This window comes from Burkholderia sp. Ac-20392 (genome assembly GCF_017104585.1).
GTDB classification, from domain to species: domain Bacteria; phylum Pseudomonadota; class Gammaproteobacteria; order Burkholderiales; family Burkholderiaceae; genus Burkholderia; species Burkholderia lata.
Genome location: NZ_JAAGPB010000109.1, coordinates 1 through 20,974 on the forward strand (window position 1 = coordinate 1; position 20,974 = coordinate 20,974).

Below are 20,974 nucleotides of genomic sequence, written 5' to 3' on the forward strand. Positions count from 1 at the left end.
TGACCATAGCGAGTCGGTCCCACCCCTTCCCATCCCGAACAGGACCGTGAAACGACTCTACGCCGATGATAGTGCGGATTCCCGTGTGAAAGTAGGTAATCGTCAGGCTCCCTAAGCCAGAAACCCCTGCCCGAAAGGCGGGGGTTTTTGCATTTGCGCGACGGAAATGCGCAGGGGATCGGGATGGGCGGCCTGGCTGGAGCTGGGGCGCCGAATGCGCCGATTTAGATACCTACTGCCCTCGAGCGCCCCGCCGCTCTGCGCCCCCTGATCAAACCGATCGAGCTGGCTCCACACGGGTGGCTGGCGCTGGCCGATACCCACATTCAAACATCCATCCTCCAGCTGTTGCCCCCAGCCAATGTCGTACCGTCTTTGGGAGCCACACAGGCCGGCCTGTTCATCAGTGAGGAGATGCCGATGCGCGTAATAGCGGAAGATCCGTGGAGTTGGTTCCTGTTGGAGGAGGACGGAAAGCTATATCTGGATGTCCTGGTTGAACACGGCGCCGTCTCATTTGGCGCGACGTCCGAACTCAGTCCTGAGCAGGCGACGCGCTACGCCCACGAAGGCATTCGCTACCTGCGTGACCTCTCGACCGCAATGCGCCATAAGGCATTGATGCGCGAATGGTCCGCGCCGCCACTGCCTCCTGATTGGGAAGCTCGCTCAATCACCGCGATCCATGAATGGCAAAAGCGCCGCAACGGATAGCGCCCGGCACCCGATCTTCGCGATGCATCGGGCGAACGATGTTCTTGATTTCCTGCGCGGTGCAATTTCGATCGATGGCGCTGTTCTTTATCCCGAGATCCCACGGCACAAACGCTTCGACGTCGTTCCCACTCAAGAAACGACGACCGTAAATTCGACCCCCGATTCGAAGTCGAGGGTCGTGGTGGAATACCGCGAGGCGTCGTCGAGGTAGTGCTTATACGGCTGAACGGCGTCCTCGGAGGTATACATGTTGTCGGCAAGGACGACCGATCCCGGGCGCAGCAGGCGCTCGATCTGCTTGAACAGTTTCAGATAGGCATCGGCCCATACGTCGATAAACACCATGTCGAACGTACCGTCCAGTTCGGCAACGGTCTCGAATACGTCGCCTTCCCGCATGTCGACATAGGCGTCCAGGCCCGCCGTTCTGACGTGAGCGCGTAAATGTGCGCACTTGAGCGCATCGCGCTCGGTCGCGACGACCACGCCACGGCCCAGCGTGCGCAGCGCCTCGGCGAAATACAGCGTGGACACGCCGCATGAACTGCCGAGTTCGAGGATTCGGGCCGGCCGTTGCGAGAGCACCATGTTGCGTAAAAATCTTCCCGTTTCCGGGGACACGGCCAACGACAGCGGACTGCCTTCCGGGGACTCGAAGTCGTTGCTGGACAGCCCGAACGTTTCGAGAAACCGCCCCCGCAGACGAGGGGCGATCGCTTCGTATTCCTCGGCTAACGACAGGAAATCCTCGTTCGATCCCTGGAACTGCGCACGGGCGCGGGCGACGATTTCGGTCCGGCTCTCTTCGTGGAGCCGGTGCAGAAGGGCGAGGGTGGGTGAAGCCATATGCGTTCCTTGAGGAGGTTGATTCGGTCGACGCTGTATCCAGCGACTGCCTCTCCCGTCAGGGTTTCTGCGCTGTCGCTCGATATCGGCGATACACGGATGGCGCTATGCCGTTCGGGCAAGCGTAATGGCGCGTTCGGGACACGCCGTCACGCAAAGGCCGCATGACCGGCACGCGTACGCATTCGGCGTGTAGGCGACCTTCATTCCATGCACGCGCAGCTTCAGGCGATGCATCAGATCGAGGCCCTGGTAATCGGTCTTGTCGATGCGCCGGATCTCGAACACGTTCTCGGGGCAAACCGCGACGCAATCCGCTTTGCCTTCGCAGCGGTTCAGATCGACGACCGGCGCAATCACCCCCGGCTTCTGCTTGCAGTCGCCCGTTGATTTGTCGCGCACGCTCACTCTCCCGTGGGGCGGTTGCTGCGGGATCGCCACGCGTTCCGGAAATGCTCGCGCTCCTCGGGTGTCATGGATTCCCACTTGCGCCAGTGGCGTCGACCGCGCCAGCCGTGGTGTCCGCGGAATCCGCCGAACAGGATGCGGCTCAACACGAGCAGGCCCAGCGCATGGCCGAAGTCGATCGCACGGGCGCCGACGAATAGCGCCGGAATCACCCAGTTCCATAACATCATCACGACCCAGCCGAGCACACCTATCGCGATCAGCACGAACACCGCTTTGCCTGCACATCTGATTCGGAAATTCATCTGTCGATTCCTTTAGGTGTTATCCAGTTCGTCATAAACGGGCTGCAGTCGGGCACGCAAATGCAAGACCGCATAGCGTTTGCGTGCGAGCAGCGTATTGAGCGCGACACCGCTTTGCGCGGCCATCTCCTTGAAGGACTGGCCCTCCAGCTCGTGTGCGATAAAGACCTCACGCTGATTCGCCGGCAACTCGTCGAGCGCATCCTGCAAGGCCTTGAGCACGAGCGTGCGAGCGTAGAGCGCTTCGGGGCCGGCATCATGCGCCGGCAGTGCGAGGTCCAGGCGATACTCGCTGTTCGCGTCGTCGTCGGCCTCGGATAGGTCGGCCAGCGGCTGCTCCTTCTTCTTGCGAAAGCGGTCAACGATGCGGTTGCGCGCGGCACGGAAAAGCCACGCGCTCACCTGTTCAATGGGCGCAGGAAGTCGATACGCTTGTACGAATTCGTGAAACACATCCTGGAGGATGTCCTCGGCATCGTCCGGGTCGCGTATCCGGCGCCGGATGAAATTCACTAGCCTCGTTCGTTCACGCATCACTGTCGCTGTGATGTCGCGGTCTGGGTCGGTCATCATGTGCGAAGTGGGTGGCGATTCCATGCGCTTGAAGACGTTTCAGGCGCGCGAATATTGTGGCGAGCGTAAAAATCTGCACCCAGGCAGTCGGCGCGGTATCCGATCTTGCCGGATCAGCCCGTCCGTTCCTCACTTCGCGGTTCCGCCGATCCGTTACTCACACTGGTCTGGCCAGTCAGGCCTTAAGTTCCCGCAACCGCAGTCGTTAAGTCGTTAAACAGGGCGTTGCCTGTTTTCGGAGACCTCATTCATATAACGCGGTAACGGAGATCGAAGTCATCATGTTGTCCTCGATTCGTGCTCGGATACTTGCGACCTGCGTCGCCATCGTGGTCACGGCGCTGGCCGTGACAGGCGGCCTGGTCTATTACGTCGTCAAGCAGCACAACGACGAGACAATCGACCAGAATCACAAGTCGATCCTCGCCGGGCACGCGCTGGCGATCAACGAATGGGTGGCCAGCAGAGGCCGGGAAACCCAGGCACTCGCGGACACGATCGCGATCGGCGAGGGCGACCCGCTGCCGGCGCTGAAGCTGCTTGGCAAGTCGGGCGGCTTCGAGGTGTTGACGCTCGGCCTGCCGGACAAGACCGCGTTCTCGAACGTGCCGCTCGCACCCGGCTACGACCCGACAGCACGTCCATGGTACAAGCAGGCAGTCAGCGCCGGCAGCCTGGTCGTGACGGCACTCTACCGTGATGCAACGACCGGCAAGCCGGCTGTTGCGTTCGCGGTGCCCGTGGTGCGCGACGGCACGGTGAAGGGCGTGCTGGCCGCCAGCCTGTTCATGGAGAGCGTGAGTTCGATCGTGACGTCGGTACACCCGACACCCGCGAGCTTCGCATTTCTGGTGGACAAGGGCGGGCGTGTGATTGCGTCGGCCAAGACCGACCTGATCATGAAGCCGGCAACCGGTCTTTCGCCGGCATTCGACGCCGACCACCTCGGCGCGTTGCAAACCGCGTCCGAGCCCGTCGCCGTCGACATCGACGGCGCCACCAAGCTGGTGCGGGCCCAGCCGATCGCCGGTACCGATTGGTCCCTCGTGCTCGCGCTCGACAAGGCGGACGTGACGGCCGGCATGCGCGCGGTCGCGACGACGACGCTGGCCGCGATCCTGATCGTTGCGGTGATCGCGGCCGCGCTCGTCGGCGCGATGACGAACGCGGCCTTCAAGCGCATCCTGCTGGTTCGCGATGCGCTCACGGACGTCTCGAGCGGCAGCGGCGACCTGACAAAACGCCTGCCCGCCGACGGCGTGGACGAAGCTGCGCAGATCGCGCATGCATTCAACCTGTTCGCCGAAAAGATCAGTACGATCCTGCTGCAGATCCGTGAGTTCAGCGAATCCGTCAACCTCGCGAGCGCCGAGATCGCGCAGGGCAACCAGGATCTGTCCGGCCGCACCGAACATGCTGCATCGAGCTTGCAGGAAACCGCCGCCGCGCTCGAGGAAATCGCCGGCACGGCCCGCAACTCGGCCGATGCCGCGAGCCAGGTGAGCCGTCTGGCGGAATCGGCGTCGGACGTCGCGGTGCGCGGCGGCACGGTCGTCAGCGAGGTCGTCTCGACGATGGACGAGATCACGCAAGCGTCGAGCGAGATCGCCAACATCGTCGGCGTGATCGACGGCATCGCGTTCCAGACCAACATTCTCGCGTTGAACGCTGCCGTCGAGGCCGCACGTGCGAACGAGCACGGCCGAGGCTTCGCCGTCGTCGCGGGCGAAGTGCGTGCGCTCGCGCAGCGCAGCGCGCAGGCCGCCAAGGAAATCAAGCAGTTGATTCACTCCTCGGTCGAGAAGATCGAGGGGGGCTCGGGGCTCGTCCAGACGGCCGGCGCGACGATGAACGAAATCGTCGAGGGCGTGCGCAGCATCACGAGCGTGATTGCGGAAATTACCGTCGCCGCCAAGGAGCAGAGCACGGGGCTCGAGCAGGTGAATCAGGCGGTGTCGCATCTCGACAATGCGACGCAGCAGAATGCGGCGCTCGTCGAGCAGTCTGCGGCGGCCGCGACGTTGCTGCGCGAGCAGGCCGCCAGGCTCGCGCAGACGGTCGGCGAGTTCAAGCTCGAAGACAGCCGAGCGAGGACGTTGCAGTCAGCCTGAGAAGGGACGATACCGGGTACGTCTGACGGCGGTGCCGACGGACGTTGCCATCAGATCGTGATCCTCAGGATCGGGAAGAACCTGCCCGGGACGACGCTCGATTCCTTTTCGCCGATCTTTTCAGCGCCGAGCGCCAGATAGAACGGGACCGCATTGGGGTCTGCTTCGATCACGAAGCTTCTGATCCCTCGCGCGGCGCTTTCCCTGCGGACCTCTTCCCACAGTGCCCGGGCAACGCCGCGGCCCATGTGGTCGGGATGAACGAACAGCCATCCGGGCGTCGGGCGATCCGATTCCGATGACGCCCTGACCCAGAACCCGATGATTGCCTCGCCGGATTCCGCGACGTAACCGATCGACCCGTCGATCGTCTCCGGTGCAATCGTGAGATCGCTCTGCCACAAGTCGAGCCAGTCCTTCGGATAGCCCCAGTGGGCCTTCGAAATGCGAGCCAGTCGCGTGAGTTCGTCCGCGTCCGCGGTACGGGCAGCACGTATGGTGAATGGTTGGTGCATCTCGTCTCCTGTCATGGACGATACCAGCGTCGGGATATCGTCCGGCTCGCATGGACTCCATTCCGGATGCGCGGCTTGCCTGCTCGCAGCAAGGCCGAGCGAGACACGGCTACGCGACCTGGGATGCATGCCCGGCGACGACGCGCCAGCCGGCGGGCGATCGTCGCCACAGCCGAGTATAGGCAAACACGCCGTCGAACGCCGCGCCGTCGAAATGGCCGGCGAGTATCGCCTTCGTCGTGGTCAGGATCATTTCCCCGATCGCGCATGCGCGCGTTTCCTGTACATCGAGTTTGTCGAGGCGCAACAGCTTCGCGCGATGCGTCGCCAGGTCGTCCTCCTTCGAGATGACCTGTCCGGTCGGAACGGTGAACACCAGATCGTCGTCCAGCAACGCGTCGAGCGCTTCGACATCGTTGGCCAGCATCGCGGCACGAAGCGCGGCTTCGCTGGGCTCGATAGCGGTACGGATTGCATCCATTTCAGGGCCTCGCATCGTCTCTGAAGATTTGTGGTTCCGTTCATTCCGGCGAGCAACGGCAGCAACGAACATACCGCACCGACGGATACCGTCTACCGCGCGTTCGACAGCGAGTGGCGCCGGACGAGCATCACCACGCAGATGCCGATCGACGCGATGACGTTGACGACCGGATAGAGCGCGACCGCGACACTCCACGTGCCCAGCGCCAGCAACGCCAGCGCGTACTTGAGCACGCACAGCGCGAAATACGCGAGGCTCTCGCTCCACGGATCGCGGATCGTCTTGCGGACGGTCGGGCCGAGGCCCGCAAGCTCGATCAGCGTGACCAGACAGATCGAGATCGTCGGGTCGTCGGTCAGCATCCACAGCGGAATGGCCGACAGGGCCGCGATCAGGAAAAACCAGTCGATGCGTGTCCAGCCGCGCTCGCCGCGAAAGAGGCTGGCCACCAGCGTCAGAAAGCACGTAACGGCAATTGCTGCCGTGCACCACGCGGACGGCCCCGCACCCGCGACGAACTGGCCGGCAGCCGCGATCGCCGTGACGACCGACCACACGAGCCATGTAAACAGATGCGGACGAACCGTGCGCCGGTAGATTGCGAGCGCATACGGAATCGCCGCCAGCAAAGACACGGCCGTTCCGATCGCGCCATAGATCGAAGCGGCGCCCTGATCGACACTCATCATCGATGCACCCTCGTTCGCGCAGGCCGACCAGTATGTGGTCGGACAGGCCGGGGCGCAATGTCGTGCCGGCCAGGTGTCGCGGCGGGTGACACGTCGGATCCCACCGGAAGGCCGATGCGATCGCACGCAAACAAACGGCACCGGGATCGTGACGTGGCAGGAAAACCCACTGCACGACTGCAGGATGAATAGAAATAACCTCTTCAATGAGAAGAAAAAGTGTTCTTTCAAATCTCTTTTTGATGACCGACAGTTTGCCAACCGGACGACTGCGGCGATGCGCAGCGGTGATGGGCATCGGTCGTGCCCGCTGGCGTCTTTCGTCGGATCGAGTTCAGGCGGAGAACAACGCACAAACGCCTGGTCGTCAAAACGGAGTCTTGAATGAACCCAACCTCAGCAGAAAATCATCAGCACGCGGACTGGAGACGTCTCGCGGCGCAAGTGGTCCCGAGAACGCTCGCGCATATCGGCGGCCGTAGCGTGCCGGCTCGAAGCGGCCGGACGTTCGCCGCGATCAATCCCGCCACGGAGGCCGTCATCGCGGAAGTCGCGTCGTGCGATGCACCGGACGTCGACGACGCGGTGCGTGCCGCGCGTCACGCGTTCGAATCCGGTGTCTGGTCGCGCTGCGCGCCGGCAGAGCGCAAGCGTGTGCTTTGCCGGCTCGGCGAACTCATCGCATCGCACGGCGTGGAACTCGCGCTGCTCGACTCGCTCAACATGGGCAAGCGCGTGGCGGACGCGTTCAGCATCGACGTGCCGGCCGCGGGCAGCCTGTTCAGCTGGTACGGCGAAGCCGTCGACAAGCTGCATGGCGAAGTCGCGTCGACCGACCCCGGCAACCTCGCGGTCGTCACGCGCGAACCGTTGGGTGTGGTCGGCGCCGTGGTGCCGTGGAATTTTCCGCTCGACATGGTCGCGTGGAAGGTGGCGCCGGCGCTGGCGGCCGGCAACAGTGTCGTGATGAAGCCGGCGGAACAATCGCCGCTGTCCGCGTTGCGTCTCGCGGAGCTGGCGCTCGAGGCCGGCCTGCCGCCGGGCGTGTTGAACGTCGTGCCGGGCTATGGCGAAACCGCGGGGCGCGCGCTCGGGCTGCATTCCGACGTTGACGTGCTCGCCTTCACGGGATCGACGGCCGTCGGCAAGAAATTTCTCGAGTACGCCGCGCAGTCGAACATGAAGCAGGTGTGGCTCGAGTGCGGCGGCAAGAGCCCGAATCTGGTCTTCGACGATACGGACGATCTCGACCTGGCCGCACGTAAGGCGTGCCTCGGCATTTTCTTCAACCAGGGCGAGGTGTGTTCCGCCAACTCGCGGCTGCTGGTTCAGCGTTCGATTCACGATGCGTTCGTCGACCGGCTGATTGCGCATGCCGCCGCGTTCATGCCGGGCGATCCGCTCGATCCGTCGAGCGGGATGGGCGCCATCGTTGACGAGCAGCAGCATCGGCGCGTGCGCGAGTGGATTGCACGCGGCCGCGATAGCGCGACGCTCGCGATCGGCGGCGGCGCGCCGCGTGTCGACGGCAAGGGCTACTTCATCGAGCCGACGATCTTCATCGACGTGAAGCACGACGACGCCATCGCACGCGAGGAGATCTTCGGGCCGGTGCTGTCCGTGATGGCGTTCGATACCGAGGACGAGGCCGTCCAGCTCGCGAATGATTCGATCTATGGGCTGGCCGCGTCGGTCTGGACCGGCAGCCTGTCGCGCGCGCACCGTGTATCGGGCCGGCTGCGCGCCGGCACGGTGTCCGTCAACACGGTCGATGCGCTGAGCGCGCAGACGCCGTTCGGCGGGTTCCGCCAGTCGGGCTTCGGCCGCGATCTTTCGCTGCATGCGATCGACAAGTACACGGGCCTCAAGACGACCTGGATCAGTTACTGATTCGACGCGGCGGGCCGCAAGCGGCTGCGCCGCGCAACACGACAACGCTTTTCATCCACAAAACGAACCGGAGACTCGCCTATGAATGCGCCCAACTTTCCGCATCGTACAACGCAGGACTATCAACGCAGCGACGCCGCGCATCACCTGCATGCGTTCGTCGACCAGAAGGCGCTGAACGAGGAAGGCGCGCGCGTGATGGTGCGCGGCGAAGGTGTCCATCTATGGGACAACGACGGCAACCGCTACCTGGACGGCATGTCCGGCCTGTGGTGCACCAACGTCGGCTATGGGCGGCCGGAGCTGGTCGATGCCGCCGCGCGGCAGATGAAGGAGCTGTCCTACTACAACATGTTCTTTCATACGACGCACCCGTCGGTGATCGAACTGTCGGAGCGGCTGTTCGCGCTGCTCGGCAACCGCTTCAGTCATGTGGTGTATACCAATTCGGGATCCGAATCGAATGAGGTGCTGATTCGCACCGTGCGGCGGTTCTGGGACGTGATGGGCAAGCCGGAGAAGAAGGTGCTGATCGGCCGCGTGAACGGCTACCACGGGTCGACGGTGGGCAGCGCGTCGCTGGGCGGCATGGCGTTCATGCATGAAATGGGCGACCTGCCGATTCCGAACATCACGCACGTGGACGAACCGTACTGGTACGCGAACGGTGGCGACCTGAGCCCCGAGGCCTTCGGCAAGCAGGCGGCGCTGTCGCTCGAACGAAAGATCCTCGAGATCGGTGCGGAGCGCGTTGCCGCGTTCGTCGCGGAGCCGTTCCAGGGCGCGGGCGGGATGATCTTTCCGCCGGACGGCTACTGGCAGGAGATCGAGCGCATCTGCCGTCAATACGACGTGCTGCTCTGCGCGGACGAAGTGATCGGCGGTTTCGGCCGCACCGGCGAGTGGTTCGCGCACCGCCACTTCGGCTTCGAACCGGACCTGATCTGCATGGCCAAGGGGCTGACCTCGGGCTACGTGCCGATGGGCGGGCTGATCATGAGCCGGCGCGTCGGCGATGCGCTGGTCGACAAGGGCGGCGTCTACGCGCACGGGCTGACCTATTCGGGGCACCCGGTCGCGGCCGCCGTCGCACTGGCCAACCTCGACGTGCTCGAGCGCGAAGGCCTCGTCGAGCGGACGAAGACGGATACCGGGCCGTACCTGCAGAAGGCGCTGCGCGATGCGTTCGGCAGCCATCCGCTCGTCGGCGAGATCCAGGGCGTGGGCGCGGTCGGCGCGATCCAGTTCGCGAAGAACAAGGCGACGCGCGAACGCTTTGCGAACGAGGCCGACCTGACCTGGCACAGCCGGACGGTCGGGTTCGAACTCGGCGCGATCGTGCGTTCGACGAACGGCCGACTGATCGTTGCGCCGCCGCTGGTGATCGACCACGCGCAAATCGATGAACTGGTCGACACGATGCGCAAGGCCGTGGATGCCACCGCGCGCGAAGTGCTCGGGATCGACTGCTGACGGGTTGAGCGACGCGCTTCCGCCCGATGAGCGTCGGGCGGGAGCGCACCGAACCACAGGTTTCGCTGCGGAGACAGGCCGGCTGTGCGCGGCTACCTGAGCGGCATTCCGACAGGTTGACGATCGGGCGCCGTGGGCAGTGGTCGAGACAGGACGATGTGTCACTGACCGCTTATTGATCAGGAATGCAAATGGTATGCCTGGTGTATTGAAGCACACATGCTTTGAGTCGACCACGCATTCCTGCTTACCCGTCAGCCCCCGAATCCACGAACATCACAACAGAAACAAGGAGACGAAATGAGTCAGGGCGAGTCCGTTGCTCATCTCGAGGAAAGCACCATCCAGCCGATTCCGCTGACCGAGCGGCACGGCAGCGCGAAGGACCTGTTCACGATCTGGTTCGGGTCGAACATCATGATGCTGACGATCGTCACCGGATCGCTCTCGACCACGGTGTTCAAGCAGCCGTTCTGGTGGGCGGCGCTTGCGACGCTCGTCGGCAGCCTGATCGGCGCGGTGTTCATGGCGCTGCATTCCGCGCAGGGGCCGCAGCTTGGCGTGCCGCAGATGATCCAGACCCGCGGGCAGTTCGGGTCGTTCGGCGCGCTGCTCGTGGTCGCGCTGGTCGTCGTGATGTATGTCGGCTTCTTCGCGTCGAACTGCGTGTTCGGCGGGCAGGCGCTGCACAGCCTGAGTGCCGACATTCCGCTCGATGCGGGCGTCGTGGTGATCGGCCTGATCAGCCTGCTCGGATCGATCTACGGCTACAAGCTGATCCACGCGTATGCGCGGCTGTTGAGCTGGTGCTCGGGCAGCGTGCTCGTGCTGGCGTTCGTGTGGATCATTTTCGTGCATGGATTGCCCGCCGATACGTTCTCGAAGCATTCGCTGAACCTGTCAGGCTTCCTGGGCGCGATGTCGGTCGCCGCGCTGTGGCAGATTGCCTATGCGCCCTACGTGTCGGACTATTCGCGCTACCTGCCGCCCGATACCGGGCCGCGTACGGCGTTCTGGTCGAGTTACTGGGGCTGCGTGCTCGGCTCGTTCTTCCCGATGCTGCTCGGCTGCCTGGTGGGTCTTGCGACACCTGACGGCAATGTCGTGAGCGGCCTCACGGGCCTCACGCAAGGGATCAGCGTGCTCGTGATCGTCGTGCTGTCGTTCGGTATTGCTGCCAGCAATGCAATGGAACTGTATTGCGGTGCGCTGTCGGCCATCACGGTGCTGCAGACGCTCTTTCCGTCGTGGTCGGGCAAGGCGCGTGCGCGGGCGATTACCGCGATCGTCCTGTGCGGCATCGCGCTCGCGATCGCGCTGTTCGGGCAGGACAATTTCCTCGCCGGTTACACGAACTTCATCCTGCTGCTGCTGTACGTGCTCGTGCCGTGGACCGCGATCAACCTCGTCGACTACTACCTCGTGTGTCACGGCGAGTACGACGTCGGTTCGTTCTTCCGGCAGGATGGCGGTATCTACGGACGCTTCAATACGATCGCCGTCGGTTCGTATGTCATCGGCATCGTCGCGCAGGCGCCGTTCATGGCGACCGATCTCTATACGGGCGAACTGGCGAGCCGGCTCGGCGGCGCGGATGTGTCATGGATCGTCGGGTTGTCGCTGACGTCGCTCGTCTACTACGCGGGCTGCAAGCTGTTCTCGCGGCCGCTGCAGGGCGTTGCCGCGAGCGTGGACGGGGTTTCCCGGTGAGTCTGCGTCACGTTACAGCACGAATGTCCGCAGGCGTTCTGCGTGGGCTTCGAGGCCGTCGAGGCCGAGGTAGTGGCTCAGCTTGCCTTTGCGGACCTCGGCGATGTCGGCGATGAACTTGCGCAGCAGCGTTGCACTCGCCGTGCGGTAGGCGGTGGCCGCATCAACGCCTCGTGCCGCCAGTGCCGCACCGATCAGGCGCGCGCTGTCGGCGCCGCCGCCGGCGACACAGCGGGCCATCGCGTCGGCATCGGGTTGTGCACCGGCGTCGAGCAGTGCGCGCATCAGCGCGACCGGCACGTTGCCGGACGCGGACTCCAGCGAATCCGGCGCGACCGGCGCGCCGGATTCGAGCAACGCGGCGGCGGCGGCAAACTTCTTGCGCCGCAGCGCGTAGTCGGTCGGGATCGAGCTGTTGGCGAGCGCCGTGCCGAGATTCGCGACGAGCGGCGCCAGTTGCAGCGTGAGCGCCGTGTCGTCGTGGTCGATCGCGTCTCGCAACGCCTGGCGCGCGAGGGCGGGTTGGGCAGCGAGCGTGCCGGCGGCGAGCGGCGTGCGCCAGTCGATCATGGCCCGGCGATAGAACGCGATCAGCTTGTCTGCTAGCGGTTCGGACAGGCCATGCTCGGCGCGGAGTTCATCGACATACTCGAGAAACGTCATGCCGGTGCCACTGTCGCCGGGTTCCAGCGGGTCCGCGTTCAACTGCAGCGCGCCGAATGCCGCGTACAGGTCCGGCGCAATCGTGGCGAGTCCATCCTCATGCATCGCGCCGCGCCACGCAGGCGGCAGCCCCTGTTTCCACGCGAGCACGTGGCCGCAATCTTTTGCGTCGGGTTCCGTCACGATGTAGATGCGGTCGCAGTACTCGAATCCGCCGAACGGCAATACGTCGAGCCTGCCGTTCCAGGTGCGCGAATCCTCCTCGGCGGCTTCCTCGGCCAGTTCGAGTTCGTGGTCGATCCAGCCCTGCAGGTCGCGGTAGCCGTTGCTGTCGTTGTAGAACAGCTCACCCCAGCTGATCCCTTCGATATGACCGTTCATCTCCAGCGTCAGGTCGTAGTCGAGGCTGCCGCCGGCCGTCGTGCGCCACAGCTCGAGCAGCGCGGGCGGGAGGTCGCCGTGGCAGCGGGCCTGCACGGCCGCGATCTGGTCGGCCGGCATCGGCGGTTGCGCGTCGAAGATCACGCGGTCGGCAAACAGTACGATGCCGTGCGCGCGCAGGTCGGCCAGTTCAGCGTCGGAAAAGTGGGTTGCTTGCATCGGAGCGGGAGCGGTGGTGGTGGGTCGAGTGTTCGCCGTCGCTCATGGATTACGAACGGCAGTCGATAGGTCGCATCCTAGCAGCGTCGCGTGAGCGTTTCCGTGTCGGCCGTGCATGCTTGTTGACGACGGCCTGCCGCATCATCCGCTCGCCACCCCCGGCTCCCCCTCCGCCGCATGCACGTCCCGCCGGAACGCACCGGGGCTCGTACCCGTCCATTTCCGGAACGCGCGATGAAACGCACTCGGCTCGGTGAACCCGAGCTCGGCCGCAATCTCCGCGACGCTCAGCGCATTCCCGCGCAACAGCGACTGGGCCAGCGCGCCGCGCAGCTCGTCCTTGATCGCCGCGAAGCTTTGCCCCTCGCTGCGCAGACGCCGCCGCAGCGTCGCGGGCGTCGTGCCGAGGCGCACGGCCAGCGTATCGAAGTCGGGCCACTCCGCAGCGGGTAGCGTTTTCAGTTGCGCGCGGGTCTTCGCGACCCAGCCCGTATCGTGCCGGTAGCGGACGAGCAGGTTGCCGGGCGCGCCGCGCAGGAAGGTCTTCAGCGCCTGCTCGGAGCGGATCGTCGGCAGCGCGAGGTACGCGGCGTTGAACGCGAGCCGGCTGTCGGGCCGGTCGAAATGCACGGGCACGCCGAAGAACTGGTGGTAGTCGCTGCGCTGGTCGGGGCTCGGGCACGCGAAATCGATGCGCTGCAGCGGGATGCGCCGGCCGATCAGCCAGCACGCGACGCCAAGGAGGATCAGCCAGAACGTCCGGTATGCGAACGCCGGGTACGGCGTGCCCGTCTGCGTCAGCACGATCTGCGCTTGCCCGTCGGCCACGACGAGCTCGCCATGCGGCTCGTCCAGCACCATGCGCAGGAACTGCAGCGCGCGCCGCAGCGCCTTGTCGAGCGTGCCGGCGTGCAGCACCGCATGGCACAGCAGCGTGAAGCTGCCATGCCGCATCGGGCGTGCGGCGAGGCCGAAGAACTCGTCGTCGAGCGCACCGGCGATCGCGAGCCACAGCCGGCCGTACTGCTGCGGCGTGACGGGCTCGCGCACGGCGGCCGGCAGGCCGGCGGCGCGTAGCACGGGCTCCGTCGGAAGGCCTTGCCGGCGCAGGCACGCGAGCGCGTCGTCGACGAAATCCGGCGAAATCATCTGCGGCCCCATTTTCCTGCATCCTCCCGACATGGCAAAAGCGATCACGATTCTAGATTCTGTTTGTCATTGATTGCAATGTGTGGGCTGTCTACTATCGAACTATCCCCGTCGCGCCCCTGGCTCGCCGGCGGGCATAACGCACAGGAGACACGCATGTCTGATGGAGCTACCGCCCAAGCGGTGCCGGCCTACGCCGACGCCGTGGCCCGGTTCAGTATCGAGACCGCCGCGCAGCAACTGCACGGCGACCTGGAGCGCGGCCTGAACGCGTGCGTGGAATGCTGCGACCGGCACGCATCGGCGGACGCGATTGCACTCGACTGGATCGACGCCGACGGGCAGCACCACCGCTACACGTTTGCGCAGATGAAGGCGCTGTCGGCACGCGTCGCGAACCTGCTGGTCGCGCAGGGCGTGAAGCCGGGCGACGTGGTGGCAGGCCTGTTGCCGCGCACGCCCGAACTCGTCGCGACGATCCTCGGCACGTGGCGCGCGGGCGCCGTCTACCAGCCGCTGTTCACCGCGTTCGGCCCGAAAGCGATCGAGCACCGGCTGCGCATGAGCGACGCGCGCCTGGTCGTGACCAACGTCGCGAATCGCGCGAAGCTCGACGAGATCGCCGGTTGCCCGAGCGTTGCGACGGTGCGCGAACCGGGTGAGACGCTGCCGGAACGCGACATCGATTTCCGCGCGGCGCTCGACGCGCAGTCCGATTCGTTCGAACCGGTGCTGCGCAAGGGCACGGACCTGTTCATGATGATGTCGACGTCGGGCACGACGGGTTTGCCGAAAGGCGTGCCGGTGCCGCTGCGCGCGCTGCTCGCCTTCGGGGCGTACATGCGCGAGGCGGTGGACCTGCGTGCCGGCGACCGGTTCTGGAACATCGCCGATCCGGGCTGGGCGTACGGCCTCTATTACGCGATCACGGGCCCGCTGCTGCTGGGCCACGCGACGACGCTCTACGAAGGCAGTTTCACGGTCGACAGCACGTACGACGTGATCGAACGGCTCGGGATCACGAGCCTCGCCGGCTCGCCGACGGCCTACCGGATGCTGATGGCGGCCGGGACGGAAGCGGCGGCGCGGCTGAAGGGCAAGCTGCGCGTGGTCAGCAGCGCGGGCGAACCGCTGAATCCGGAAGTCGTGCGCTGGTTCGACGCGGCGCTCGGCGCGCCGATCTACGATCACTACGGCCAGACCGAACTCGGAATGGTCGTGAACAACCACCACGGCCTCGCGCATGCGATCCACGCCGGTTCGGCCGGCTTTGCGATGCCCGGCTACCGCGTCGCGGTGCTCGACGAAGCGAGCCGCGAGCTCGGCCCCGGCGAGCCCGGCAACCTGGCGATCGACATCGCGCGCTCGCCGCTGCTGTGGTTCCACGGCTACTGGCAGCAGGACACGCCGGCGATCGCGGGCGGCTATTACCGGACCGGCGACAACGTCGAGCTGGAACCGGACGGCACCGTGAGCTTCATCGGCCGCGCGGACGACGTGATCACGTCGTCGGGCTACCGGATCGGCCCGTTCGACGTGGAAAGCGCGCTGATCGAGCATCCGGCCGTGAGCGAGGCCGCCGTCATCGGCGTGCCCGATGCGGAACGCACGGAAATCGTCAAGGCGTTCGTCGTGCTGTCGAAAGACTACGACGGCACGCCGGCGCTGGCCGAGGAACTGAGCCTGCACGTGAAGCGGCGGTTGTCCGCGCACGCCTATCCGCGTGCGATCGACTTCGTCGACGCGCTGCCGAAAACACCGAGCGGCAAGATCCAGCGCTTCGTATTGCGCAAGATGGAAGCCGAGAAGGCCGCTCAACCCTGAACACAACCTGTACGGACTGCGAATGGATATCAAGGATCGTGTTTTTCTGATTACGGGCGCCGGTTCGGGCCTTGGCGCCGCGGTGGCGCGCATGGTGGTCGCGGAAGGCGGCAAGGCCGTGCTGCTGGACGTCAACGAAGAGGCGGGTGCGGGCCTCGCGCACGAGCTGGGTGCGGCCGCACGCTTCGTGAAGACCGACGTCACGAGCGAAGCCGATGGCCAGGCGGCCGTCGCCGCCGCACGTGACGCGTTCGGTCGCATCGACGCGCTCGTCAACTGCGCAGGCGTCGCGCCGGGCGAGAAGGTGGTCGGCCGCGAGGGTCCGCATTCGCTGGACCGCTTCGCGCGCGCGGTGTCGATCAATCTGGTCGGCACGTTCAACATGATCCGGCTGGCTGCCGAAGCGATGTCGAAGCAGGACGCCAATGCGGAAGGCGAGCGCGGCGTGATCGTCAACACCGCGTCGGTCGCGGCGTTCGACGGGCAGATCGGGCAGGCCGCGTATGCGGCGTCGAAGAGCGGCGTGGTGGGCATGACGCTGCCGATCGCGCGCGAGCTCGCGCGGTTCGGCATTCGTGTCGTGACGGTCGCGCCGGGCATCTTCGCGACGCCGATGATGGCCGGCATGCCGCAGGACGTGCAGGACGCGCTCGGCAAGAGCGTGCCGTTCCCGCCGCGGCTCGGCCGCCCGGAAGAATTTGCGGCGCTGGTGCGCCACATCGCCGGGAACACGATGCTGAACGGCGAAGTCATCCGTCTCGATGGCGCGTTGCGCATGGCACCGCGCTGACACTGGAGGAAGCGAATCATGACGACTCAGGATCCGATCGTAATCGTTGGTACGGCGCGTACGCCGATGGGTGGTTTTCAGGGCGACCTGGCGGCAGCCAGCGCGAGCGACCTTGGCGCGGTAGCGATTCGTGCGGCGCTCGAGCGCGCGAACGTGCCGGCCGAGCGCATCGATGAAATCGTGTTCGGCTGCGTGCTGCCGGCGGGCCAGGGCCAGGCGCCAGCGCGGCAGGCCGCGCTGAAGGCCGGGCTGCCGCTCGCGGCGGGCGCGACCACGGTCAACAAGATGTGCGGCTCGGGGATGAAGGCCGCGATGTTCGCGCACGACCTGCTGCTGGCGGGCTCGGCAGGCGTCGCCGTCGCGGGCGGGATGGAGAGCATGACGAATGCGCCGTACCTGCTGCCGAAGGCGCGCGCGGGGATGCGCATGGGTCACGGCCAGGTGCTCGATCACATGTTCCTCGACGGGCTCGAGGACGCGTACGAGAAGGGCCGCCTGATGGGCACGTTCGCCGAGGATTGTGCGCAGGCGTACCAGTTCACGCGCGAGGCGCAGGATGCGTTCGCGATCGCATCGCTGACGCGCGCGCAACGTGCGATCGCCGACGGGCATTTCGTGTCGGAGATCGCACCGGTGGCCGTGAAGGCGGGCAAGAGCGAAACGGTCGTGTCGATCGACGAGCAGCCGGGCAAGGCGAGGCTCGACAAGATCCCGACGCTGAAGGCTGCATTCCGCGACGGCGGCACGGTGACGGCCGCCAATGCGTCGTCGATCTCGGACGGCGCGGCCGCACTCGTGATGATGCGCCGCTCGGAAGCGGAGCGCCTCGGCCTCACGCCGAAGGCCGTGATCGTCGGGCATTCGACTTACGCGGACAAGCCGGGCCTGTTCGCGACCGCGCCGATCGGCGCGCTGCGCAAGCTGTCGGAGAAAACCGGCTGGAACCTGCGCGACGTCGACCTGTTCGAAATCAACGAAGCGTTCGCCGTGGTGCCGATGGCCGCGATGCGCGATCTCGACCTGCCGCACGAGAAGGTCAACGTGCACGGTGGCGCGTGCGCGCTGGGGCATCCGATCGGTGCATCGGGGGCGCGCGTGATGGTGACGCTGCTGGCCGCGCTCGAGACTTATGGGATGAAGCGTGGCGTCGCGTCGCTGTGCATCGGCGGTGGCGAGGCGACGGCGATCGCGATCGAGCGCATCGTGTAACGCATCACGCGCAGTACGCATGCTGCGACGCGTACGACGGGTATCGCACGGGCATCACCTGTGCGATACCCGTTTTGCTTTGGGCGGATCGCGTTGTCGCGCTAGTCCTTCGCGTGCGGCGACACCGCCCCGCATGCGCGAATCACGAGCTGCACGATCTGTTCGGTCTTCTCGTCGAACGCCTTCTGCGTGAACGTGCGCTTGCCGCTCAGCGCGCGGATCTGCGCATCGAAATCCGCGTAGTGCTGCGTGGTGGCCCAGATCAGGTACATCAGCGCATGCGCGTCGATCGGCGCAAGCAGCCCGCGCGCGATCCAGCCGTCGATGACCTTCACGCGTGTATCGAACCACGGCTTCACGCGTTCCGACAGGATGTCCTGCATGTGCTCCGCACCGTGGATGATCTCGTTGGCCCAGACCTTCGAGCCGAGCGGACGCCGCCGTGACAGCGCCATCTTCGCGCGCACGTAGGCACCGATCGCTTCGACGGGATCGTCGTCGGCCTCGAACGAACCGGCCGCGCGATGCCAGTCCTCGAACAGGTCGTCGAGCACGCGGCGGTACAACGCAAGCTTCGTCGGGAAGTAGTAATGCAGGTTGGCTTTCGGCAGGCCCGCGCGCTCCGCGATCATCGCGGTGCTCGCGCCGTCGAGCCCGCGTTCCGCGAACACGGCCTCCGCACAGGCGAGCAGATGCGCTTCGTTGGACTCGCGGATGTGCGCCTTGCGTCGCCGCAAAGGCGCGGGCGTTTCGTCGCTGTCGGTGGCTTCGGTTGCCGCCTCGTCATGTCTCATCGTTGCCCTCGCGCGGCGGGCGTGCCGCGTTGGGCTTCATTCTAGCCGCTGATTCGCATCGAACGCACGCGTACCGATATCGCGCATTCATCGCCATGCTGCGTTGCGATGGCACGTTTCTCGCTCCATTCATTCACGCAAGAAAGAGATTGATTTGGTCATTTTGATCGTCTAAAACCTGTCCAATCGGACAGGATTCGACGGGCGGCGGAAATCTTTCAACCGGATTCGTCGGACGATCTTCGCGAACGATCGGGGCATGCACCGCGCTTGGGCGCCGTTGCCCCGAAACAGGCATGACACGCACCGGCACAGACCGGGCTGACGATATCACCGACCCCACAGGAGCGATACGAATGAACGCGGTATCGGAAACAGTGAAGCGGGCAGCTTTCGACACGTCGATCAAGGTCGACGGCAAGCGGTTGTGGGACAGCCTGATGGAAGTCGCGAAGATCGGCGCGACGCCGAAGGGCGGCGTGTGCCGCCTCGCGCTGACCGATCTCGACAAGGCCGGCCGCGACCTGATCGTCGGCTGGGCGAAGGCCGCCGGCTGCACGGTGACGGTCGATACGATGGGCAACGTGTTCATGCGCCGCGCGGGCCGCGTGGCCGATGCGGCGCCGGTCGTCACGGGCTCGCACGCGGATTCGCAGCCGACGGGCGGCCGTTTCGACGGCATCTACGGCGTGCTCGGCGGCCTCGAGGTGATTCGCAGTCTCAACGATCACGGCATCGAGACCGAGCATCCGGTCGAGGTCGTGATCTGGACCAACGAGGAAGGCTCGCGCTTCGCGCCCGCGATGGTCGCCTCCGGCGTGTTCGCGGGCGTGTTTCCGCTCGAATACGGGCTGTCGCGCAAGGATGTGGACGGCAAGACGATCGGCGAGGAACTGGCGCGCATCGGCTATGCGGGTGACGTGCCCTGCGGCGGACGCAAGCTGCACGCCGCATTCGAACTGCATATAGAGCAGGGGCCGATTCTCGAGGCGGAGTGCAAGACGATCGGCGTCGTGACCGACGCGCAGGGGCAGCGCTGGTACGAGATCACGTTCACGGGCCAGGAAGCGCACGCGGGGCCGACACCGATGCCGCGTCGCCGCGATGCGCTGCTCGGCGCGTCGCGCGTGGTCGATCTCGTCAACCGGATCGGCCTCGATCATGCGCCGTTCGGCTGTGCGACGGTCGGCATGATGCAGGTCTACCCGAACTCGCGCAACGTGATTCCCGGCCGCGTATTTTTCACCGTCGATTTCCGTCATCCGGACGACGCGGTGCTCGCGAAGATGGACGCCGCGCTGCGTGACGGCGTGGCGCGCATCGCCGCCGACATCGGGCTCGAGACCGAACTCGAGCAGATTTTCTATTACAAGCCGGTCGCGTTCGACGCTGCCTGTGTGGAAGCCGTGCGCAGTGCGGCCGACCGCTTCGGCTTCTCGCATCGCGACATCGTGTCGGGTGCCGGTCACGATGCGTGCTACCTCGCGCAGGTCGCGCCGACGTCGATGGTGTTCGTGCCGTGTGTCGACGGCATCAGCCACAACGAGATCGAGGACGCGACGCCCGCGTGGGTCGAGGCCGGCGCGAACGTGCTGCTGCACGCGATGCTGTCGCGCGCATGCGAGCCGGCTTCATGACGCCTGGACCGTAGCAGCCGGCAGGCTGCTCAGTGCCTGACAGCCTGACCGTAGCATTCCCAAGAATGACCGCCCCGACTGTGCATTCGCAGCCGGCGGGGACGGCTTTGTCTCCACCCAGTCGAAGGAACGCGTATGACCACCAAGCCAACCGGCGATATCGCCGCGCATCGCCTGTCGTCCACGCAACTCTCGTGCGAATTCGCCGATATCGCGCCGCTGCTCGATCCGACTGCCGCCGCGGCCGCGGCCAGCCGCTGCCACTACTGCTACGACGCGCCGTGCGTGCAGGCCTGCCCGACGCAGATCGACATTCCGAGCTTCATCCGCAAGATCGGCAACGGCAACCTGAAGGGCGCCGCGACCGACATCCTGTCGGCGAATCCGCTCGGCGGGATGTGCGCACGCGTGTGTCCGACCGAGATCCTGTGCGAGGGCGCATGCGTGCGCAACCACCAGGATGCGCAGCCCGTCGCGATCGGCGCGCTGCAGCGGCATGCAACCGACTGGGCGATGGAGACCGGCGCGGTGCGCTTCACGCGCGCGCCCGACACGGGCCGCCATGTCGCGGTGGTCGGCGCGGGGCC

Annotated in this window: 19 protein-coding genes, 1 rRNA gene and 1 pseudogene; 11 read left to right on the plus strand and 10 right to left on the minus strand. The window is 65.6% G+C overall.

Features of this window, described 5'->3' with window-relative positions:
* Together rrf and G3N99_RS14850 are read left to right on the plus strand one after the other, a co-directional pair.
* A 5S ribosomal RNA gene (gene rrf / locus G3N99_RS14845) occupies window positions 1-108 on the plus strand; the annotation flags it as partial.
* 312 nt (window positions 109-420) lie between these two features.
* Window positions 421-714 carry a hypothetical protein gene (locus tag G3N99_RS14850; protein ID WP_206122751.1) on the plus strand — a complete coding sequence of 98 codons (294 nt, stop codon included), beginning with the start codon at window positions 421-423 and terminating at the stop codon, window positions 712-714.
* A 132-nt stretch (window positions 715-846) separates the two neighbouring features.
* Here the strand turns inward: G3N99_RS14850 and G3N99_RS14855 are convergent, their stop codons facing one another.
* The 4 genes from G3N99_RS14855 to G3N99_RS14870 all read right to left on the minus strand — a co-directional run bounded on the left by G3N99_RS14855 (window position 847) and on the right by G3N99_RS14870 (window position 2,873).
* Complete coding sequence (locus G3N99_RS14855; protein ID WP_206122752.1) at window positions 847-1,563, minus strand: class I SAM-dependent methyltransferase; 717 nt, start codon at window positions 1,561-1,563, stop codon at window positions 847-849.
* A gap of 105 nt (window positions 1,564-1,668) precedes the next feature.
* Complete coding sequence (locus tag G3N99_RS14860) at window positions 1,669-1,965, minus strand: ferredoxin family protein (protein ID WP_174989641.1); 297 nt, start codon at window positions 1,963-1,965, stop codon at window positions 1,669-1,671.
* Window positions 1,966-1,967: 2 nt separating this feature from the next.
* Window positions 1,968-2,276, minus strand: a complete 309-nt coding sequence (locus G3N99_RS14865; protein ID WP_174943775.1) for a hypothetical protein — start codon at window positions 2,274-2,276, stop codon at window positions 1,968-1,970.
* Between the two features lie 12 nt (window positions 2,277-2,288).
* Window positions 2,289-2,873 (minus strand): sigma-70 family RNA polymerase sigma factor, encoded by a 585-nt coding sequence (locus tag G3N99_RS14870; protein ID WP_206122753.1) that lies wholly within the window; start codon window positions 2,871-2,873, stop codon window positions 2,289-2,291.
* A 257-nt stretch (window positions 2,874-3,130) separates the two neighbouring features.
* Between G3N99_RS14870 and G3N99_RS14875 the strand changes: the two genes are divergently transcribed.
* Complete coding sequence (locus tag G3N99_RS14875) at window positions 3,131-4,960, plus strand: methyl-accepting chemotaxis protein (RefSeq protein ID WP_206122754.1); 1,830 nt, start codon at window positions 3,131-3,133, stop codon at window positions 4,958-4,960.
* A gap of 50 nt (window positions 4,961-5,010) precedes the next feature.
* On the opposite strand, the gene G3N99_RS14880 is transcribed toward G3N99_RS14875, so the two are convergent.
* The 3 genes from G3N99_RS14880 to G3N99_RS14890 all read right to left on the minus strand — a co-directional run bounded on the left by G3N99_RS14880 (window position 5,011) and on the right by G3N99_RS14890 (window position 6,648).
* On the minus strand, window positions 5,011-5,475 hold the full coding sequence (locus G3N99_RS14880) for a GNAT family N-acetyltransferase (protein ID WP_175043624.1): 465 nt from the start codon (window positions 5,473-5,475) through the stop codon (window positions 5,011-5,013).
* A 109-nt stretch (window positions 5,476-5,584) separates the two neighbouring features.
* Window positions 5,585-5,956: a nuclear transport factor 2 family protein gene (locus G3N99_RS14885; RefSeq protein WP_174943798.1), complete on the minus strand. Its 372-nt coding sequence runs from the start codon at window positions 5,954-5,956 to the stop codon at window positions 5,585-5,587.
* A gap of 92 nt (window positions 5,957-6,048) precedes the next feature.
* Entirely contained in the window at window positions 6,049-6,648 is a 600-nt protein-coding gene (locus G3N99_RS14890; RefSeq protein ID WP_206122755.1) for a hypothetical protein, read from the minus strand.
* 384 nt (window positions 6,649-7,032) lie between these two features.
* Between G3N99_RS14890 and G3N99_RS14895 the strand changes: the two genes are divergently transcribed.
* The 3 genes from G3N99_RS14895 to G3N99_RS14905 all read left to right on the plus strand — a co-directional run bounded on the left by G3N99_RS14895 (window position 7,033) and on the right by G3N99_RS14905 (window position 11,721).
* Window positions 7,033-8,538, plus strand: coding sequence for an aldehyde dehydrogenase (locus tag G3N99_RS14895; protein WP_206122756.1), 1,506 nt, complete (start codon window positions 7,033-7,035; stop codon window positions 8,536-8,538).
* 81 nt (window positions 8,539-8,619) lie between these two features.
* Window positions 8,620-10,011, plus strand: a complete 1,392-nt coding sequence (locus tag G3N99_RS14900; protein ID WP_174945328.1) for an aspartate aminotransferase family protein — start codon at window positions 8,620-8,622, stop codon at window positions 10,009-10,011.
* Between the two features lie 300 nt (window positions 10,012-10,311).
* The gene (locus G3N99_RS14905) at window positions 10,312-11,721 is read left to right on the plus strand and encodes a cytosine permease (protein WP_206122757.1); all 1,410 of its coding nucleotides are present in this window, start codon (window positions 10,312-10,314) and stop codon (window positions 11,719-11,721) included.
* Between the two features lie 12 nt (window positions 11,722-11,733).
* Here the strand turns inward: G3N99_RS14905 and G3N99_RS14910 are convergent, their stop codons facing one another.
* Together G3N99_RS14910 and G3N99_RS14915 are read right to left on the minus strand one after the other, a co-directional pair.
* Entirely contained in the window at window positions 11,734-12,984 is a 1,251-nt protein-coding gene (locus tag G3N99_RS14910; RefSeq protein WP_206122758.1) for an SMI1/KNR4 family protein, read from the minus strand.
* Between the two features lie 141 nt (window positions 12,985-13,125).
* Window positions 13,126-14,145 (minus strand): AraC family transcriptional regulator, encoded by a 1,020-nt coding sequence (locus G3N99_RS14915; RefSeq protein WP_206122759.1) that lies wholly within the window; start codon window positions 14,143-14,145, stop codon window positions 13,126-13,128.
* Between the two features lie 144 nt (window positions 14,146-14,289).
* On the opposite strand from G3N99_RS14915, the gene G3N99_RS14920 reads away from it, so the two are divergent.
* From G3N99_RS14920 to G3N99_RS14930, 3 genes are read left to right on the plus strand one after another with little or no spacing between them, the layout of a single operon-like run.
* A complete protein-coding gene (locus G3N99_RS14920) occupies window positions 14,290-15,957 on the plus strand; it encodes an acyl-CoA synthetase (RefSeq protein ID WP_206122760.1) in 1,668 nt (555 codons plus the stop codon).
* Between the two features lie 22 nt (window positions 15,958-15,979).
* Window positions 15,980-16,747 (plus strand): 3-hydroxyacyl-CoA dehydrogenase, encoded by a 768-nt coding sequence (locus G3N99_RS14925; protein ID WP_174943743.1) that lies wholly within the window; start codon window positions 15,980-15,982, stop codon window positions 16,745-16,747.
* 18 nt (window positions 16,748-16,765) lie between these two features.
* The gene (locus tag G3N99_RS14930; RefSeq protein WP_206122761.1) at window positions 16,766-17,956 is read left to right on the plus strand and encodes an acetyl-CoA C-acyltransferase; all 1,191 of its coding nucleotides are present in this window, start codon (window positions 16,766-16,768) and stop codon (window positions 17,954-17,956) included.
* A gap of 101 nt (window positions 17,957-18,057) precedes the next feature.
* Here the strand turns inward: G3N99_RS14930 and G3N99_RS14935 are convergent, their stop codons facing one another.
* A complete protein-coding gene (locus tag G3N99_RS14935) occupies window positions 18,058-18,750 on the minus strand; it encodes a TetR/AcrR family transcriptional regulator (protein ID WP_206122762.1) in 693 nt (230 codons plus the stop codon).
* Between the two features lie 356 nt (window positions 18,751-19,106).
* On the opposite strand from G3N99_RS14935, the gene G3N99_RS14940 reads away from it, so the two are divergent.
* Window positions 19,107-20,387 carry a Zn-dependent hydrolase gene (locus tag G3N99_RS14940; protein WP_206122763.1) on the plus strand — a complete coding sequence of 427 codons (1,281 nt, stop codon included), beginning with the start codon at window positions 19,107-19,109 and terminating at the stop codon, window positions 20,385-20,387.
* Window positions 20,388-20,522: 135 nt separating this feature from the next.
* Window positions 20,523-20,974: pseudogene (locus G3N99_RS14945) on the plus strand (dihydropyrimidine dehydrogenase); the annotation flags it as partial.

Coding starts and splice junctions, on each gene's coding strand:
- G3N99_RS14920 (WP_206122760.1), top strand. CDS start 14,290: ATGTCTGATGGAGCTACCGCCCAAGCGGTGCCGGCCTACGCCGACGCC.
- G3N99_RS14875 (WP_206122754.1), top strand. CDS start 3,131: ATGTTGTCCTCGATTCGTGCTCGGATACTTGCGACCTGCGTCGCCATC.
- G3N99_RS14850 (WP_206122751.1), top strand. CDS start 421: ATGCGCGTAATAGCGGAAGATCCGTGGAGTTGGTTCCTGTTGGAGGAG.
- G3N99_RS14935 (WP_206122762.1), bottom strand. CDS start 18,750: ATGAGACATGACGAGGCGGCAACCGAAGCCACCGACAGCGACGAAACG.
- G3N99_RS14900 (WP_174945328.1), top strand. CDS start 8,620: ATGAATGCGCCCAACTTTCCGCATCGTACAACGCAGGACTATCAACGC.
- G3N99_RS14880 (WP_175043624.1), bottom strand. CDS start 5,475: ATGCACCAACCATTCACCATACGTGCTGCCCGTACCGCGGACGCGGAC.
- G3N99_RS14915 (WP_206122759.1), bottom strand. CDS start 14,145: ATGGGGCCGCAGATGATTTCGCCGGATTTCGTCGACGACGCGCTCGCG.
- G3N99_RS14870 (WP_206122753.1), bottom strand. CDS start 2,873: ATGGAATCGCCACCCACTTCGCACATGATGACCGACCCAGACCGCGAC.
- G3N99_RS14940 (WP_206122763.1), top strand. CDS start 19,107: ATGAACGCGGTATCGGAAACAGTGAAGCGGGCAGCTTTCGACACGTCG.
- G3N99_RS14930 (WP_206122761.1), top strand. CDS start 16,766: ATGACGACTCAGGATCCGATCGTAATCGTTGGTACGGCGCGTACGCCG.
- G3N99_RS14895 (WP_206122756.1), top strand. CDS start 7,033: ATGAACCCAACCTCAGCAGAAAATCATCAGCACGCGGACTGGAGACGT.
- G3N99_RS14865 (WP_174943775.1), bottom strand. CDS start 2,276: ATGAATTTCCGAATCAGATGTGCAGGCAAAGCGGTGTTCGTGCTGATC.
- G3N99_RS14890 (WP_206122755.1), bottom strand. CDS start 6,648: ATGATGAGTGTCGATCAGGGCGCCGCTTCGATCTATGGCGCGATCGGA.
- G3N99_RS14905 (WP_206122757.1), top strand. CDS start 10,312: ATGAGTCAGGGCGAGTCCGTTGCTCATCTCGAGGAAAGCACCATCCAG.
- G3N99_RS14855 (WP_206122752.1), bottom strand. CDS start 1,563: ATGGCTTCACCCACCCTCGCCCTTCTGCACCGGCTCCACGAAGAGAGC.
- G3N99_RS14910 (WP_206122758.1), bottom strand. CDS start 12,984: ATGCAAGCAACCCACTTTTCCGACGCTGAACTGGCCGACCTGCGCGCG.
- G3N99_RS14885 (WP_174943798.1), bottom strand. CDS start 5,956: ATGGATGCAATCCGTACCGCTATCGAGCCCAGCGAAGCCGCGCTTCGT.
- G3N99_RS14925 (WP_174943743.1), top strand. CDS start 15,980: ATGGATATCAAGGATCGTGTTTTTCTGATTACGGGCGCCGGTTCGGGC.